This window comes from Rhizobium sp. P28RR-XV (assembly GCF_012641385.1).
Classification (GTDB): Bacteria; Pseudomonadota; Alphaproteobacteria; order Rhizobiales; family Rhizobiaceae; genus Rhizobium.
Genome location: NZ_JABAIG010000005.1, coordinates 403,903 through 420,764 on the forward strand (window position 1 = coordinate 403,903; position 16,862 = coordinate 420,764).

Sequence of the window (16,862 nt, forward strand, 5' to 3'; positions counted from 1 at the left end):
AGCCCACGGAGGAGGCGAGAGCAAATGTCCGCCTCCTCCTTCAAATCGCCTGAGCCAGTCCTATGCGCGGGGATAGATTGCGGGCGATCAGCGTTCAACTTGCCGCTGAAGCTTTTCTTCCTTTCGATCCTGCTGTTCTCATGCGCCGTCCCGGCCTCATCGCAGGCTGGTGTCAAGTGCTTGATAAAAACGGACAGGAAGGAGCAGTTTCTTGTGGTGCAGGCCATCGTTCGATCCGAGGAAGCGGTGTCCGGGGGGTACAGGCTGGTGCTCGTCAAGCATAGCGCCGCTGGCACGAGCCAGAGCATTCAAAAGGGCAGTTTTGCTTTGCGGCCCGGTTCGGATGGCCTTCTTGCCACGACGATGGTCGACGCGGCGGACCAGACGGAACTGACTGCAAGGCTATTGATCGAAACCGATCGAGGTACATCACAATGCGGATTACCAGAATGAAATGCCTGAACGGTTCAAAACTCGCGCTCGGCGCTGCGGTCGCGTTGACTGCTTTGACGGCCGCGGAATGCCGGGCCGAAACCGCATATGTGGTCCAGATTCCGACCAATGTGACGACGACCGTGCCGTTTAGCGGCGTGACGCCCCAGCAGCCGCCGCAGCAATATCATCACGCATCGAATTATGCTTCGGCCGGCGTCGTGGGTTTGCCCGAGGCTCCGGTTGCGGCGCACGGCAACAATCTGGCGCAGACGCTGGAAATGGGCACGCGCAACAGCGTGTATCATTTTCAGTCCGGAGCGAACAATACTTCGACTGCGGGAATTATCGGGAACTACGGCAATATAAATGTGCTCCAGGCCGGGAATAACCTCAAATCAAACGTCGTATTGCTGAATGGAGCAGGTTTGAGCGTCAGCGTTCTTCAGCCTGCCGGTTCTACGCCGGTCAATGTCCTGATCGCGCGTTTGCCGGGTGGTGGTTTGCTTATCAAGCGTTGAGCGGGCGCGGCGCCGTTCGGAAACAAGGGAGGGGAATGGTAATGATGGTACGTGTGATAATAGCCGCGGTCGGTTTGACTGCCCTTATGGCAGTGCCGGCTCTGGCGGGACAATTGGTCTACCAGCCGACCAACCCGACATTTGGCGGCAACCCGTTGAATGGCTCATTCCTGCTGTCGACGGCGCAGACACAAGGCGCCGGCGTCAAGTCCGGTCAGCAACAGACGCCGGATCTCTCTGGTCTCAACGATGCGCTGGGCAACCTCGGAAACGTAAATCAGGGTACGGGCTCGACCGGAACGTCTCCTATCATCGTGATTGGAAACGGCCAGGTGCCGGCCAATCCTTGAGCCAAATTGATTGCGTAAAAATTCCATTCTGTTGGGAGCGATTTATTCGAGCGGCGATGTCACGTATCGGTTTTCCGGTTGCAGCCATTTTGTGCGGATTAGGTTTGGGCGGTTGCGCTGCTGCAGGCAGCAGTCTTGATCCGATGAGTACTCCGGCGACCCTGATGCCCTCGACGAAGACGGGTGTGGCGCTGGAAAGCCTGCCGCGGCCCAGGCAAAAACTTGATGTAGCCGTTTACTCGTTTCCCGATCTTACCGGGCAAAACAAACCCAACGAGAACTTCGCCGAGTATTCCCGTGCTCTGACGCAGGGCGGCGCGCAATTGTTGACCGACGTTCTGACCAGGGCGGGCAACGGCAATTGGTTCAGCGTCGTCGAGCGCACCGACCTTCAGTCGCTTCTGCAGGAGAGGCAGATCATCCAGAATACGCGGGCCGCCGTCTATGGCGCAAAGGCCGGCGGCATACCGCCGCTCCGCTTTGCCGGCGTCCTGCTCGACGGCGGCGTCATAGGCTATGATTCCAATGAAACCACCGGCGGCGTGGGCGCCAACTACCTTGGGATCGGCGGCAACACGCAATATCGCAAGGATATCGTGACGGTATCGCTGCGGGCGGTGAGTGTCAGCACGGGTCGCGTTCTTGCATCCGTGAGCACGACCAAGACCATCTATTCGGTTCAGGTGCAGGGCTCGGCGTTCCGCTTTGTCGGCGTCGATCAGCTGCTCCAGATCGAAGGCGGCGTTACGCGAAATGCGCCGACGACCTTGGGGGTCCAGGAAGGGATACAGCTCGCAGTCTATTCGCTGATCTTCGAAGGCGTGAAGAACGGCCTTTGGGAATTCGAGGATGCCGCCGCTGGAGCCGCATTCATGCGGTATCTGGAGCAGCATCAAAGAGCCATGATATACAAGCTCGACGCGAACGGTCGCCCGATCGCGCCGGCTATCGGTCCTCCAGTGGTCGGCGCTGCACAACCGGCTGTCGAGGCGGAATCAAGACCGGTCATGATCAAGGACAAGCCGACGAATTCGTGATTGCCGCCGGCGCCGCGTCATTTTTTCCGGCAGAATTCGGATTGTGCGTTGTCGGGTCCGCAGGTGGCGGTTCCGCTTTGGCCTGGCTTGGCTGCGGCCTTGGCGGCGGTTCCTTTCTCAAGATTGCCGCTCTTCCTAATGGGAACACGCCCGTTGACCTGCGGAATACGGGTCTCTGAAAATCCGGGGCGCCGAATGATGGACTGGTCCTTGGCAAAGGCATGCGTCGGACCCAGCGCGCCCGCAACCAGCATGATAGTTGTGGCCGCAATGACTTTATTGGAGTTTATCATTTCGATGCTGCTCCTGGATCATGGCTGTGAACAGAGATCGAGCTGTCGGTCTCTGACACGCCGCACACGAAATTTCAACGGGATGCGCGCTTTTCGGTTCCGCGCTCACCGAGAGTTCCCTGGCCGGCATCGCTCTGGCCGCAGCCTTAGGGCTTCCGCCTGGCGCCTTTACGCCTGGCAGCCATCGCAATGCCGTCAATGCCCCACGGTGCCCGATCCCACCGTCGGCAGACGATTGTCTGCAGGCCCGGGCGCGGTGCGCTCCGTAACGCCGCTGCCGACGCTGGGAAAGATGCTGTTTGCCAAAAGAGCTGACGGCCGTGCGCGCGTTTGCTGTCTTGGCCTATGCGAAAGCTTACCGCTGTCGGCTGGCGTTCGAGGCGCGGGCACGACGGAAGTCTCCGGCAGCTGCTCAACGAAAGCAGGGTTCGTTTCCAGAGGAGGTGCCTGCTGCAGATAGCTCTCACCAAACACAGCGCTTTCACTCAGTGCCAGCAACACGACCAGAGCGTGGTTTGCAATGATCATTTGTGCCATCTGAATTAATCCCTTGGAGGTATATTGAAATACAAAAATTCAAATTTCCCGCACTTCGGCGGGGAAATTGAATTTATATAACAATTTTACTTTATTGAACTGCGATCTGCCCGCGATGTATTCGACATTATTGTTCATTTATTGTAGGATTGCAAATTAAATTATGGAGGAGTGCATGCGTCCATCTTGGCAGTCAGCTATGTGCTGTATCGCTTTTTTGCTTTTACAGGCCGTAGCGCCTTCGGCGTTCGGCGGCGACACCGCGACGACACCGCAATCCGATCCTCCCAAGGGGACGGCCGAACCCGACAAGAGCAGTCCGGCGCCTGTCATGCCAGCCCCGTCGACAGGCTCGCCGGCGGCCGCGCCCGCGGGCTCACAGGTCACCGAACAGAAGTTCGACGCATGGACGTTGCAATGCAGCACCGACAAAACGATGAAACCTCCTTGCCAAATCATGTACCGGTTGACATCGCCGGATCAAAAGCAAGTCTTCCTGGTGATCAGCATGGCGCGCTCCGCTGAAAACAAGGTCGGCATGCAGATGGCTCTTCCACTCGGTTTCTCCATCCAGGCCGGCGTCAAGATCGGCTTTGGCGGCAAATATTCGACGATGGCAAAGGTATCTCGCTGCACCAACCAGGGCTGCCTCGTGGAGGGCCTGTGCCCGCCTGGAATGCTCGATGCTCTGTTGAAGGAAAAATCGGGAAAAGTTTCAATCCGCATGATACAGGGAAATATGGCGGAGCTTCCCATATCTCTTAGCGGCTTCAGCGCGGCGTACCGGGCGATGGAAGCCAATAACGGGGGATGAGCGGGCATGGCTTCGTCCAATCCGTCTAACTGGTCTCTTCGACGGTGATGCGCTGCCCGGCCTCGTCAAACAGATGGACGGCGTCGTGGACCGGCGCAATCCGCAGCACGTCGCCGGGCGCGGCCCTGGTCCGCTCGCGGAAAACGCAAGTGATCGTTTGCGCGCCCAGCCGCGCAATGACCATGGTCTCGGATCCTGTCGGTTCGACGACGACGGTCTCTACCTCGATGCCATTGGGGTCGAGCCTGATGTCTTCCGGGCGAAGGCCGTAGGTGACGGCGCCGGATGGGCGCCGCTCGCTCGGCAGGACAAGCCCATCCGCAGTGCGGAAACCTTCGCCCGTCATGCCGCCCCTGATGAAATTCATCGAGGGAGAGCCGATGAAGCCCGCGACGAAGAGGTTGTTCGGCCGGTCATAGAGATCGAGCGGTGATCCCGACTGCTCGATCAGGCCATCCTTCATGACGACGATCTTGTCGGCCATCGTCATCGCTTCGATCTGATCGTGGGTGACATAGATGGTGGTGGTTTGCAGCCGCTGATGCATCTCCTTGATTTCGGATCGCATCTGGACGCGGAGCTTGGCATCGAGATTGGAGAGAGGTTCGTCGAAGAGGAAGACGGCCGGATCGCGAACGATCGCCCGGCCCATCGCAACGCGCTGCCTCTGCCCGCCCGAGAGCTGTTTCGGATACCGCTCGAGAAGATTTTCAAGCCCGAGGATCTTCGCGGCGTTGCCGACACGCTGGTCGATTTCCGCCTTCGGCATCCGCTTCAGCCGCAAGGAAAAGCCCATATTCCTCGCGACCGTCATATGGGGATAGAGGGCATAGTTCTGGAACACCATCGCAATGTCGCGATCCTTCGGCGCGAGATCGTTGACGATATGCTTGCCGATCTGGATATCGCCTGAGGTGATGCCTTCCAGGCCGGCGATCATTCTGAGCAGCGTGGATTTACCGCAGCCGGAGGGGCCGACGAGCACGACGAACTCACCGTCGCGAATATCGACCGACACACCCTTTATGGCTTTGAACGCGCCATAGTCCTTGCGCGCATTGTTCACTCTCACATGGGCCATTTCGTCCTCCCCGGCTGCTGTCAAAGCGTGTCCAAGACATTTTTGAGGTAGGCAAGGCCGAGGCGTTCGCCCTCCTTCCTTTGGGCGAGATCCTTGCCCGGCCATCCGTAGGCAGCATCCTCATGCTCGATCGAGAGAGTGCCGTCAAAACCGTTGGCACGGACCTGGCGCAGGAACCGGGGCCAATCAAGAAGGCCATGCCCCGGAAGCTTATACTGCCACCAGCCCTTGCCGTGATAGCCAATGGCCTGCTGAACAGCCGCATCGATTGCGGTATCCTTGGCATGAAGGATGGCGATACGATCCTTCACCGCGTCCATCGCGGCGTAGGGATCGACGCCGATGCGGAGGAGGTGGGAGGGATCGAATTCGAGACCGAACCGCCGGTCCGGGATTCGCCTGAAGAGCTCCTGCCAGCCATTCGGCGTCGTCCCGATGAAATTATCCTTAGGTCCCGGCCAGTTCTCGATTGCGAAAATGAGCCCGCTTGACGTCGTCTTGGCGATCAGCCGATTGGCGAAGTCGGCGAAATCATCATAGTTGGCCGTTTCGTCCGCCTCGTCATTGCGGCCGGGAAAAATCACGAAGATCGGTACGCCAGCGTCTCCGATCGCCTCGGCAAATTCCTCGGTGATAGCCCTGAGTTCGCCGCGTTTATCGCGATCGGCATCGAGCTGATTGCCGAAATAGGCAATGGAGGAAACGAAGAGATCGTGGCTGCGGGCAAGCGCGACGGCGGCCTGCACCTTGTCCGGGGTTTTGATATGGCCGCGGACATCGATCTCGATCGCATCGAAGCCGGCGGAAGCCGCAAACTCGACGACCTCCTCGAAAGGCCTGTCGTTGAACGTCGAGGTATAAAAGCCGATCCTCATCAAAACCTCCCTGTGGCCTTGGCGGCCGCGTCAGTTGTTCAGGCGATCCATGAATTTGAGCGGTGAACGCGTACGTTGAACCTGGTCGGCCGATGCGAGCATGAGGGCCGCCGACATGGGCATCGCCGCCGCGCCGATCGCGCAGGCGTCCTCGCCGAGCGAAGCGCGATGGAGCGTGGGAAGAGCAGTGTCCCCGGTATCGAGATGCTCGTGGACATAACGCAGCAGCTCATCGACCATGCGAATGGGCAAGCGGCCACCGAGGATGATGGCGTCGGGATCGACGATCATGCCGATGTGCTTCACCGCGACGGCGAGATGCGCGCTCATGGTCTTCAGCCATTGGGATACCAGCTTCCTGCCGCGGGTGTCTAACGTAAGGAGGTCCTGGGGCACGCTCGCCTCGATGCCGTGCTCTCCCAGAAACTTGTAAAGGAAGAAGAGCGAGAATATCTCGCCGAGGAGTTCGACCTTCTGCGCCTTCTTGTGCCTTGGGTCGGCGATCGGAAGCCAGCCGATTTCGCCGCTGAGACCCATGGCGCCGCGGTGTCCGTTGCCGTCGAGCACAAGCCCGCCGCCGGGGCAGGCATTGACCGCAATGTAGAAGAAGCTGCGGCTTTCGGCGCCGAGCCCATAATCGAGCTCGGCAAGCGCGGCGGCATTGGTTTCGTTTTCGATGAAGACCGGATGCGGCGTGAGGTTTTCCAGTGCTGTCCGCACGTCGAATTCCATCCACTCCCCGTAGTCGTCGGGCTTGCCCATGAAGGCGATCTCGCCGAGCCAGTCCGGCATGGCAAGGCCGATACCGGCCAGATGCGCGTCGTCGATCAGACGGCTTCGCTGGAAGTGCGATATCGCGTCGGCCGTCAGCTGCATGAATTCGGCTGGCAGGATGTAGCGTTTCTCATGATGCACGCGGGCGCGAACGTTGCCGACTGCATCGACGGCAAGGATTGTCAGATGGTCGCGATCGATGTTGATGCCGATGGCGAAGAATGCATCCGGATTGATCTCAAGCTCGATCGCCGGCTGTCCTCTGAGGCCGTGGCGCCGGCGAGCCTCGATGATCAGGCCCTCATCGAGCAGGCGGTCGACGATCCGGGCGATCGCCGGCTTGGTAAAGCCGGTCTGCCGAGCGATCTCGGCGCGCGAGATCGGCGCTTGCCGATGAATGCAGCGCAGAACGACGGCTCTGTTGTACTCGCCTGCGTCCTCGACATTGGCGCCCGTCAGGTCGGGAGAGAGTTTGACGCCGGTCGTTGGGTTCATGGTCGGGATCCTCTGTCAGCCATGGGCATGCAACCGCCTTAGCCCTTCACCGAGCCGCTGGTCATGGAACCAAGGATCAACCGCTGGAGAGACAGGAACGCCACGATCGCCGGTACGACGGAGATGAGGCAGGCGGCCGCCAGCAGCTGGATGGACGAGTCGGTTTGCATCCCCCGGAAGTTAAAGATTCCGACGCCGATCGGCATCAAATTGTTTTGCGTCAACAGCAGAAATGGCACGAGGAACTGCGACCAGCCGGCTATCACGGTGATGATGAAGACGGAAGCTATGCCGGGCGCCGATAAGGGAAGGACGATCCGCCAGAAGACGGAAAACCGGTTGCATCCGTCGATCATTGCCGCTTCGTCGAGGCTGCGCGGAATGCCGTCTACCGTGCTCTTTAAGAGCCATGTCGCAAGCGGCACGCCAAGAGCAATATAGACCATCGTCACGGCGAAATGCGTATCGAGCAGGCCAAGACGGTTCATGTAGCGATAGAGCGGCACCATGATCACCAGCGGTGAAATCATCTGGAACAGCAAAAGGCCCATCATGGACAGGCCCTTGCCCCTGAACTGAAAGCGCGAGAAGGCGTAGGCAGCCGGCAGTGCGACAATCAGAACGCCGAAGCCGCTCAGCGTTGCGAGCTTCAGGCCATTCCAGAGATAGAGCGGGAAGTAGCTGTTGTTGAGGACGGTAACGAAATTGTCGACTGTCGGATTGTGCGGGATATAGCGTGCCACGCCGCGATAGATCTCCCGCCGGTCACGCAGTGCCAGCGACAGGAGGTAGGTGAGGGGACCGGCGAAGAATGCGAACATCGCCAGCATGAAGAGGTAGCTCAGGAAATCGCCGAAACGTGTGCCGGTACGCCTGCTCATCTCTCTTCCTCCTTCGGCAGGAACGATGCATAAACAAGCGCCAGTCCGAGGCTTATGATCAGCATCAGCACGGACAGCACGCTTCCGCCTGACAAATCGTAGTTGCGGAAGACGATGTTGAAGACATAGAGCGATATGACTTCGGTCGCGCGCCCGGGTCCGCCGCCCGTCAGCGTTATGATCGCGTCGAAAGTATTCAAAGTCATGATCGTGATCAGGATCATGTTGACGAGCATAGCTGCGCGCAACTGCGGAATGGTGATGAAGAAGAATTGCTGCGAACCCGTCGCGCCATCGACTTCGGCCGCTTCGTAGAGCGAGGGGTCGATCGCCTTGAGAGCGGCGTACATGACGACCATGGAGAAGGCCGTCCCGCGCCAGATGTTCGAAATCAGGGCCGACCAGGGGGCGATCGCCGGATCCGAAAGCCAGGCGACGACGGGCAGGTGCATGAGCCGCAAAATACTGTTGAGCGCACCATAGGGGGCTTCCGAAAACAGCATCTGCCAGATGATGCCGCCGGCAATCCCGGGGACGACCCAGGCAACGAGCGCCGTGGTTCGCAAAATCGTCGTGCCGAACAGGCCGCGCTTTTCTCCGCGGACAACGACGACGGCAACAGCAAGGCCGAGAATCTGCTGGCCGATGACGCTGCCGCCGACGAAGACGAGGGTCGCCCACAGGATATCGGGAAGCTGCGGCGAGCTCAGCATGTTGGCAATCGAGCCGAGCGTATAGTCCTGAGTGTTGCCGATGAGCGTGGCATTGGTAAACGACAGGCGGAACACGTCGATCATCGGATAGAGATAGAAGATGCCGATGACGATGATCACGGGCAACATCCAGGGCAAGGGTGCCCCGGCGAAACGGCGCATGAACGATCTGCTTTGCGGCCGGTCGGCAGCCTCGATGGCGATAGGGGTCATTGAGCTTCTCTGTCCGGGTTGACGCTACCGGTGGCGCCCTTTGCAGGCGTCGCCGCGATCCCAATCGTTAGAGACGCTTGTAAGCCTCCATCGTCGCGCTGAACGCGGCGTCGAGAGCTTGTTCGGGCTGCTTGGTACCCGACAGGACGTCACCCATCATGATCTGGATTTGGTTGGAGATTTCCGGATAGATCGGGGCGCCCGGACGGGCCTGGCCGTTGGCAAGCGCCTCGGCAAAGGTCTTGTTGGCGTCGGTCGAGAAGACCTGATACTTGTCGAACAGCGATTTGCGCGTCGGCAATTGCTGCTGCAGCGCGTTGGCCGGCCCCATATAGACATCGCGGGCAAGGTTGGCGCACATCTCGATCTTGTCCTTGTCCTTGCTGAACGAAGCGACCGTCCAGCCGCCGGTGCCGGTGGAGCGCTGATCGGCCGTGGGGCCGGGAATCGGCGAGAAAGTCCAGTTGGCGAATTCATCCTCGTCCAGCGTGGCTTTCAGCTGAGCGAGCTGCCAGTTGCCGCCAATGAAGAGCGCCGTGGTTCCGGCGGCCGCGGCCGCGTTCAGGTCGTCATAGTTGGCAATCGTGGTAACCCGCTTGGGCGCCGCACCGGAATCGACGAGATCCCTGTAATAGGTCAGGGCCTTGAGGAACTTCTGCTTGTTTTCGCCCTCGCCGAAGACCGGCTTGCCGCTATCGTCGACGAGCTTGCCGCCGAGCGCCCAATAATTCGCGAGCCAGTCGAACGTTGAGCCCTCATAGCGGCCGGCATTGAAGAGGATGCCTTCCATACCCTCCTTGACGGATGCGATGCCGGCCTTCTTCAGGTCGTCCCAAGTCTGCGGCGCATCCGGGACGATGGACTTGTTGCGATAGAGCACGCGAAGATCCGTATCCCACCACCAGGCGCGGATCGTCTGGTCCTTGTCGCTGATGCCGCTGCGGATGAAGGGGAACAGGTCGGCGATCTCGTCCTTCGAGAAATAGGGGGTGAAGTCGGCCAGCACATGGTTGACCATGAACTGAGAGAGAACGAAAGAGTCGACCGCGGCGCAGTCCGGAGCGTTGCCGGCCTTTGCCTGCTCGAGCATCTTTGCCTGTTCGGTACCGATATCGGTCGACATGAACTGCATCTGCAGCTTCCAGTCGGGATGTTTCTTGATGAAATCGATGAAGAGCGCCTGATAGCCCTTGGCGATCGCCGGATCGGCATTGTTGGGACTATCGTTCGTAAGCCTGACGGTGAGGGTTTTCGGCGCATCGGCGAGGCCGATCCGATCCTTTGTCGCGATTTCCTGGGCAAATGCGGCAGGCATTGAAAACAACATTGTACTCAGCGCTAGCGCGCTGACGAACGCTCTCTTCATGATGGGTCTCCTCCCCATTTTGAACGGATACAGCCTGGTGGCCGGTTGACCTCTCCTCATTTCCATGCTGCATTAATTAGATTAAGTTACTTTGATTTGATGTCAAGCCGCAGCTTTGGAGGATCAAGATGCCGGCGACATTCAACAGCAGCTAGCGGCGTGCGGCCGCGTTTCCTGATGACGGAATGATCGAGCCACCGCGGGCATCCGTGGTGGGCGGTTTACTTTTGGCTGGCGAGAGCCGGCTGACCCTGACATCTATGGAGGATCGGATGCGCCTACTCATTCTCGGCACGGGCGGAATGGCCAATAAGCATGCTGCAAGTTTCAAGGCGATCGAGGGCGTCAGCGTCGTGGGCGGCGTCGACGTCGTTGCCGAGCGGCTTACCGCCTTTTGTTCGGAACATGGCATTCCCAATCATTTCAGCTCGCTTGAGGAAGCCCTTGCCTGGGGCGAGTTCGATGCCGTCGCCAATGTGACGCCTGACAGCGTCCACCACTCGACGACGCTTCAGGCGATCACGGCCGGCAAGCACGTCTTCTGTGAAAAGCCGCTTGCGACCGATGCGATCAAGGCGATGGAAATGACCGACGCGATCGAGAAAGCGGGCAAGGTCGGCATGGTGAATTTCACCTATCGCAACTCGCCTGCCCTGCAGAAAGGCCGGCAGATGGTGCTCGCCGGCGAGATAGGCGAGGTGAGGCATATTGAAGCGTCTCACCTGCAGAGCTGGCTCGTCGGACGGCATTGGGGAGACTGGAAGACCGAAAGCAAATGGCTGTGGCGCCTGAGCAAGAAACATGGTTCGAACGGCGCACTCGGCGACATCGGCATCCATATCGTCGATTTCGCCTCCTATGGTTCTGGCCTCGACGTTGCCCATGTCTTTGCGCGGCTGAAGACTTTCGACAAGGCGCCGGGTCATAGGATCGGCGACTATGACCTCGACGCGAATGACAGCTTTACCATGAACGTCGATTTCACGACGGGAGCAATCGGCACCATCCAGGCGACGCGCACCGCTGCCGGCCAGATGGATCAACTTCGTCTCAGGGTCTATGGCGAGACAGGTTCGATCGAGATGATCTATGATACCGGACCGTCGACGTTGCGCGCCTGCCTTGGCGAAGACGTTCATACCGCGACATGGCGCGACGTTCCGTTCAACGAAGTGGAGACGAACTATCAGCGCTTCGTCCAGGCGGTCAGGATGGGCAAGACGCAGGAACCTTCATTTCGTCGTGCCGCGAATATTCAGAAGGTTCTGGACAAGGCGATCGCCTCGGACATCAGCCATGCCGATGAGGCTCTTGCCTGAGCCGGCATCATTGAGTCAGGCGGAAACCGGCGGCAACAGGGTGTTGAGGAAAGGCAGAAGTGCTGCCCCCAGCGCCACGCCGCCGCCGCTGAAGCTTGCGGGCTTCATCGGCGAAATCCATGGCGTCAGGAAGGGCCGCTTCGACGTGTCGCGCCGCTCGACTGAAAGCTGATGGATCAGCGCCTCGATGACGCCTCTCGGCAGGTCGCCGCCGATCATGATGACGCTCGGCGCGATGAAGCCGGCAATTGCGATGATCGGATCGAGCAGGTGGCTTGCCGCCTCGCGGATCCATTGCGCCAGCAGCGGAGAAGACAGCTCCTGGCCCTCCAAAAGGCGGGCGAATTCGTCATCGCCGATGAGGGTGCGCAGGGCGCCGAAGCCGACAACGGTGCTCAACGGGACATTGTCGGGACCAGTGTGCATGTCGCCGATATTGCCGGCGCGTCCGTGGACGCCTGAATAGGGAATGCCGCGAACAAGGAAGCCGGCCTGGACATCCTCGTCGATGATGATCATGGCCAGCCCGCCTCCGGGCGCAGGTGTGCCGATCGTGCGCTCGGCAAGCAGGCCTGTCGTGCACTCGTTCTCGACACGGCTAGACGGAAGTTTTGACGCCGCATCAAGCTCGCCCGCCTCTTCCGCGGTCCAGTCATTCGAGCCGATTCCTACGCCGATGATCGGCAGGCCGGGATGGCGGCCGAGCATGGCTTCGATGGCCGAAAGGATGGAGTCCACCCTTCTTGTTCGAACGAGGGTGAAATAAACGCGGTCGTGAACCTGGCCGCTGAGATCGACGAGGACGGCTTCGCCCCGGCTTTGACGAACCCGGACGCCGATCGAGAAGGCTCCCTCGGGCCGCAGGGCAAATTCGGTCGCGGTCGCGCCACTGCCCACACCGTTGCGGCGGTGCGAGGTCACCAATCCTTCCTCGCCAAGGCGGCGGAGAATGTTGGTGATCCCCGGCCCGGTCAGCCCGGAGTGTCGGCCGAGTTCCATGCGGGTCAAAGGGCCATGACGGCGGATTGCCTCTAAAATGACGCGGATATTTCTGTCGGCGATTTCTCCTGACCGCAGACCAAGCGTTTTACCCCGCGTAACGTCCGCTTCTTCCGGCTGACGCCGCCGCGGCCCGGATCGAAGATACCGCATAACCGACTTCCCTGAGCACCCTCATGCGTGTGTATCACGGCAAATGTCGATGCCCCTAACTATTTTCCAACTGGCTCTTGCAAGTCATTGATTTCATTTCGGTCGCAATCGTACTGCGTCGGGTGCAAATGTAATGGCGGGAGCCATTTTCGGACGACTTATTGGCGATTGACATATTGGTTCTCCCCATTGTGGCTGTGGCATCGTCAAGTTGGCTTAGCCGCATACTGCTTATATGGGAATTTACTCAGTTTGAGGCTGGCGCCATTCTTCCTGCCGATAGCGACTTGAAGGAGGATGTCACTATGGCTGTTGATAGTGAGCTTTTCGAAACGTCGGCGGGAAAACATATGGTTTCCCCAGGCGTGATGCCTTTAAACCATCCGTCTGCCGCCACCACGAGACGCAAATCCGAAAACGTGCTGCGTTTAAAGGCTGATGGCAGATCAACCGATGATATCGCAAGAGAGGCCGGTGTCAGCCGGGCGACGGTAACCAGAATCTTGCGCTATGTTGAAAGAGCGGCCGCTAGCTAGCTGAGGTCTGACCCAGCGAAAGGTGGCTGAAGGTCTACAGGACGCCTGCAACCGTCGGCGCAGGGCTCGCCGGGTCTTTGCACAAAGGGATGTGGATACGCGTTAAGATCGAGGGAAGCGAACGGCATCGATATGACCAAGACTCGGTCCGCGGCTATAAAGCGCGCTCCATCATCTCCGGCCCGGCTCGTTTCGGGAAAAGAAAAGTTGCCGTCCGATGGAGATCATGAGCTCGACTTATTGCGATTGCCGCGTTCACGTGCCTCATTCAATTTTCTGGTTCGGCGGAGCCGCGCGATGCGCGTCTACTTTGCCAAAAGGCAGCCTCTTCCTCATCGGTCATGTAATCCTCCGTCTCTGGCGATGGAGGATCTTGTTCTTCGGGGTAGCCCGCTTCCAGAAATTCCTCCGCTTCTAGGTAGGCCAGGGCTTCCGGTCGAACCTGAACCTCCAGCACATGCACCGCGACCTTGCCGGAATATTCATTGATTGGTTCGGCGTAAGAATAGCTTGCCCAAGGGAAGAGTTGGACCATCAATTCGTGAAGATCATGTGCGCGAATGCGATAATCGACCTGTATCTCTGGCTCGTCTTTGTCCAGAAAGACGCGCAAATTGCGGAACATGGGGGAAGAATCGCCCCATTCGTCCCAAATGAATAGCGCGCCATGATCGCTAATCCTTTCCATCAAGGCACGATCGACCGCCAACGCGGAGCGCAGCAACATCTGCGGGTTCGCCTGGATGGCCTCCTCGAAACTCAATCTGGCGGACGCGTCCATGACGTTGGATGCTGGAACGGTCAGCAACCATCGCTCTTCATTTCTGTCGTTGCCGGATACAGCCGAAGCCCACTGCCACGCGATATCGCCGTTATCCGGATTGAAAAGGATCACGCAAATCGACAGGGAATGCGACGTCCAGTAATCCAAATCGCGCTTCTGAATTTGATGCATGTAATCGCCGCGATCGTCCCTTGCCGGCGGAGCCGGCCTGATCTGCATTGCTAGAAAACGACCGGTTGACCATCCGTTGTCGAGGATCTCGGCGCGAGCATCAATGCCGCTCTCTTGCGGGTATGATAGCCGGCGGAAAGGCCAGTTAAAGTCTCGGACAAACACCTTCTCGACAGCGTCGATAGCGGCGCAAACGGCAGGGTCTGCATGAGAAGCGCTGAGGCCTATGATATGCCGGCGGCTTCGCGACAGCTTTCCGCGACCGGCTGCTGCGAAGAAGCGGCACACCGCCATCACCGCAGCAACGATTATAAGAATTACTGCCTGCAGACGTCCAGTCATCGAACCTTGCCGTCATACTAGAGTATTTTCGTCTGTCTTCGGATCGCGAAAGCCCTCAATCGTCTTGTCTTTACACATTCCGGACGGAAAACCGCCGCGCACTTTTCCTGGAATATCTCTAGCCGGTGTCCTCGCTTACGTGATCAAGCAGTGCGAGCAATCCTTTGAGGATGTCCGTTGGCGAGGGAGGGCAACCGGAAATGTGCAAGTCGACGGGCACGATCTTCGAAACCCCGCCGGCCACGGCATAGCTTCCGGCAAAGCAACCGCCATCGCGCGCGCAGTCGCCCAGCGCAACGACCCATTTCGGTTCCGGCGTGGCATTATATGTCCGTTCGAGGGCTTCAGCCATGTTCTTTGTCACAGGACCGGTGACCATGAGCACATCAGCATGACGAGGCGAGGCCACGAAACGAATGCCAAACCGTTCGATATCATAGAAGGCATTGCTCAGAGCGTTCATTTCGAGTTCGCAACCATTGCAGGAGCCGGCGTCGACGGCGCGGATCGCCAGACTGCGACCGAGCCTGTGGCGCGCTTTCCTGTCGAGCGCGGCCGCGAGTTCTTGAGCCGCTGCATCGGCACGGACCGGTGCAGGTTCCGTCAAAGGCGGCCGGATCAGGCTTTCGAACAGGAGCTTGCGCATGGTCTCTTAGCCTTTACAGATCGTGCCCCGAGTATGAGCAGTTGAATGACTTGTTGCAGAGCGGAAAGTCAGCGACGATATTATCCTTGATCGCGGCCTCCAGCAGTGGCCATTGAAACCAGGAGGGATCGCGCAGATGGCAGCGTTCGATCCTGCCTTCCGGTGTAAGGCGTAGCCATGCCAGGATGTCACCGCGGAACCCTTCGACAAGAGCCACGCCCTCCCGAAAATCATTGGCAGGCGTCACATCCGAAAGAACCGGCCCGCCCGGGAGTTGATCGAGAATCTGTTCGATGAGCGACAGGCTCTGTTCGACTTCGCGAATGCGGATCCATATCCGGGCGTTTACGTCACCATCGCTAAGTGATGGTATATCGAAAGTCAGTTCGTCATAGGGCGGATAGGCAAGGTTGCGTCTGGTGTCGAACCTACGGCCGGCTGCTCGCCCGATATATCCGCCCGCGCCATATTGGCGTGCAAGCCCATCGTGCAATGTGCCCGCACCGACTGTCCGGTCTTGAAGCGAGGCTGTATTGTCGTAGAGTTCCACCAGAGCTGGGAATTTCCGGCTGAGTTCGGCATGCAGGGCCTGCAAACCAGCCTTTCCGTTGCCGTCCAGGTCGGCGGCAACGCCGCCTGGCAGGATGCGGTCGCGCATCAGCCGGTGACTGAAGGCAGCGTCGGCGGCACGCAGCACCTGCTCGCGCAACATGCCGCAATGAGCAAGCATCAGTGCAAAGGCGGCGTCATTGCAGATCGCGCCTATATCTCCGAGGTGGTTGGCGATCCGCTCAAGTTCGGCCATCAGCGCTCGTAGCCAAACGGCACGCAGCGGCACCTCGAGCCCGAGAGCTGCTTCGGCTGCTCGCGAAAAGGCATAGGCATAGGCGACGCTGCTGTCGCCGGATGTCCGCCCGGCAAGCTGTATCCCACGAGGCAGATCGGCCCCGGCCATCAGCGACTCGATCCCCTTGTGGGTATAGCCGAGCCGTTCCTCGAGGCGCACGACGGTTTCACCATTGGCCATGAAGCGGAAATGCCCGGGCTCGATGATGCCGGCATGCACCGGCCCCACCGGAATTTGGTGCAAGTTCTCTCCATCGGCATGCAGAAAGGCGTATGAGAATGCCGGGGCGGGCACGCCGCGTTTTCCCAATGGGAACTGCAGATCCCAGCGGCCATGGTCGATCCATGGCCTATTATCCGGAAGTCCTTCCGGTTCCAATCCCGTAAGGTCGCGGAGCGTTCGTTCCAGACGTAGTGCCGGTGGATGGTATTGCGCGATGGACGGATAGCCATTGCGCAGTTCCTGCAGGCTGAGGATAGCGCTCTTGCCGGCCTGCTCGTCGAGCAGCGACATATGCACGGCGTTGCGCTCGCCCCAAAGGCCAAGCATCGTCAACTGTCCTTCCGATAACCTCGATGCAGCCGATATCCACGTGGAAGAATCGGTAACGGTGCGCGGCCATGGCCCATGATGCGAAACCGGGCGGCCATTTCCTATGAGATCATCCAGCATCGACATATTCC

At 59.2% G+C, this 16,862-nt stretch carries 19 protein-coding genes; 7 read left to right on the top strand and 12 right to left on the bottom strand.

Annotated features, from left to right (window positions below; genetic code table 11):
• Positions 1-24: 24 nt before the first annotated feature.
• From csgH to HGP12_RS13450, 4 genes are all read left to right on the top strand, one after another.
• Positions 25-453 (top strand): curli-like amyloid fiber formation chaperone CsgH, encoded by a 429-nt coding sequence (csgH, locus tag HGP12_RS13435; RefSeq protein ID WP_168879062.1) that lies wholly within the window; start codon positions 25-27, stop codon positions 451-453.
• Complete coding sequence (locus HGP12_RS13440) at positions 450-953, top strand: hypothetical protein (RefSeq protein WP_168879063.1); 504 nt, start codon at positions 450-452, stop codon at positions 951-953. The genes csgH and HGP12_RS13440 overlap by 4 nt, the downstream gene beginning before the upstream one ends.
• Before the next feature lie 41 nt (positions 954-994).
• Positions 995-1,303, top strand: coding sequence for a curli assembly protein CsgF (locus tag HGP12_RS13445; RefSeq protein WP_168879064.1), 309 nt, complete (start codon positions 995-997; stop codon positions 1,301-1,303).
• 164 nt (positions 1,304-1,467) lie between these two features.
• The gene (locus HGP12_RS13450) at positions 1,468-2,340 is read left to right on the top strand and encodes a CsgG/HfaB family protein (protein ID WP_246703363.1); all 873 of its coding nucleotides are present in this window, start codon (positions 1,468-1,470) and stop codon (positions 2,338-2,340) included.
• A 17-nt stretch (positions 2,341-2,357) separates the two neighbouring features.
• On the opposite strand, the gene HGP12_RS13455 is transcribed toward HGP12_RS13450, so the two are convergent.
• Positions 2,358-2,633 (bottom strand): hypothetical protein, encoded by a 276-nt coding sequence (locus HGP12_RS13455; protein WP_168879066.1) that lies wholly within the window; start codon positions 2,631-2,633, stop codon positions 2,358-2,360.
• Positions 2,634-2,828: 195 nt separating this feature from the next.
• Positions 2,829-3,170 (bottom strand): hypothetical protein, encoded by a 342-nt coding sequence (locus HGP12_RS13460; RefSeq protein WP_168879067.1) that lies wholly within the window; start codon positions 3,168-3,170, stop codon positions 2,829-2,831.
• A gap of 175 nt (positions 3,171-3,345) precedes the next feature.
• Between HGP12_RS13460 and HGP12_RS13465 the strand changes: the two genes are divergently transcribed.
• The gene (locus HGP12_RS13465; RefSeq protein WP_168879068.1) at positions 3,346-3,984 is read left to right on the top strand and encodes an invasion associated locus B family protein; all 639 of its coding nucleotides are present in this window, start codon (positions 3,346-3,348) and stop codon (positions 3,982-3,984) included.
• A 25-nt stretch (positions 3,985-4,009) separates the two neighbouring features.
• Here the strand turns inward: HGP12_RS13465 and HGP12_RS13470 are convergent, their stop codons facing one another.
• The 6 genes from HGP12_RS13470 to HGP12_RS13495 form a co-directional block, all read right to left on the bottom strand.
• A complete protein-coding gene (locus HGP12_RS13470; protein ID WP_168879069.1) occupies positions 4,010-5,065 on the bottom strand; it encodes an ABC transporter ATP-binding protein in 1,056 nt (351 codons plus the stop codon).
• A 20-nt stretch (positions 5,066-5,085) separates the two neighbouring features.
• The gene (locus HGP12_RS13475) at positions 5,086-5,940 is read right to left on the bottom strand and encodes a sugar phosphate isomerase/epimerase family protein (RefSeq protein WP_168879070.1); all 855 of its coding nucleotides are present in this window, start codon (positions 5,938-5,940) and stop codon (positions 5,086-5,088) included.
• A gap of 30 nt (positions 5,941-5,970) precedes the next feature.
• Complete coding sequence (locus HGP12_RS13480) at positions 5,971-7,209, bottom strand: ROK family transcriptional regulator (protein WP_168879071.1); 1,239 nt, start codon at positions 7,207-7,209, stop codon at positions 5,971-5,973.
• A gap of 38 nt (positions 7,210-7,247) precedes the next feature.
• Positions 7,248-8,090: a carbohydrate ABC transporter permease gene (locus HGP12_RS13485; protein ID WP_168879072.1), complete on the bottom strand. Its 843-nt coding sequence runs from the start codon at positions 8,088-8,090 to the stop codon at positions 7,248-7,250.
• Positions 8,087-9,016, bottom strand: coding sequence for a carbohydrate ABC transporter permease (locus HGP12_RS13490; protein ID WP_168879073.1), 930 nt, complete (start codon positions 9,014-9,016; stop codon positions 8,087-8,089). The genes HGP12_RS13485 and HGP12_RS13490 overlap by 4 nt, the downstream gene beginning before the upstream one ends.
• Positions 9,017-9,083: 67 nt before the next feature.
• Positions 9,084-10,382, bottom strand: a complete 1,299-nt coding sequence (locus HGP12_RS13495) for an extracellular solute-binding protein (RefSeq protein WP_168879074.1) — start codon at positions 10,380-10,382, stop codon at positions 9,084-9,086.
• Positions 10,383-10,654: 272 nt separating this feature from the next.
• Between HGP12_RS13495 and HGP12_RS13500 the strand changes: the two genes are divergently transcribed.
• Entirely contained in the window at positions 10,655-11,701 is a 1,047-nt protein-coding gene (locus tag HGP12_RS13500) for a Gfo/Idh/MocA family protein (protein ID WP_168879075.1), read from the top strand.
• Positions 11,702-11,716: 15 nt separating this feature from the next.
• On the opposite strand, the gene HGP12_RS13505 is transcribed toward HGP12_RS13500, so the two are convergent.
• Positions 11,717-12,853: an ROK family transcriptional regulator gene (locus HGP12_RS13505; protein WP_168840553.1), complete on the bottom strand. Its 1,137-nt coding sequence runs from the start codon at positions 12,851-12,853 to the stop codon at positions 11,717-11,719.
• A gap of 161 nt (positions 12,854-13,014) precedes the next feature.
• Here HGP12_RS13505 and HGP12_RS13510 point away from each other — a divergent pair, with 161 nt between their 5' ends.
• Complete coding sequence (locus HGP12_RS13510) at positions 13,015-13,389, top strand: helix-turn-helix domain-containing protein (RefSeq protein ID WP_168879076.1); 375 nt, start codon at positions 13,015-13,017, stop codon at positions 13,387-13,389.
• Positions 13,390-13,657: 268 nt separating this feature from the next.
• Here HGP12_RS13510 and HGP12_RS13515 read toward each other — a convergent pair whose 3' ends face one another.
• The 3 genes from HGP12_RS13515 to HGP12_RS13525 form a co-directional block, all read right to left on the bottom strand.
• Positions 13,658-14,686 (bottom strand): DUF4365 domain-containing protein, encoded by a 1,029-nt coding sequence (locus HGP12_RS13515; protein ID WP_168879077.1) that lies wholly within the window; start codon positions 14,684-14,686, stop codon positions 13,658-13,660.
• Between the two features lie 118 nt (positions 14,687-14,804).
• Positions 14,805-15,332, bottom strand: coding sequence for an NADH-quinone oxidoreductase subunit B family protein (locus HGP12_RS13520; RefSeq protein ID WP_168840550.1), 528 nt, complete (start codon positions 15,330-15,332; stop codon positions 14,805-14,807).
• A gap of 13 nt (positions 15,333-15,345) precedes the next feature.
• On the bottom strand, positions 15,346-16,857 hold the full coding sequence (locus HGP12_RS13525) for an NADH-quinone oxidoreductase subunit C (RefSeq protein ID WP_168879078.1): 1,512 nt from the start codon (positions 16,855-16,857) through the stop codon (positions 15,346-15,348).
• Positions 16,858-16,862 lie beyond the last annotated feature (5 nt).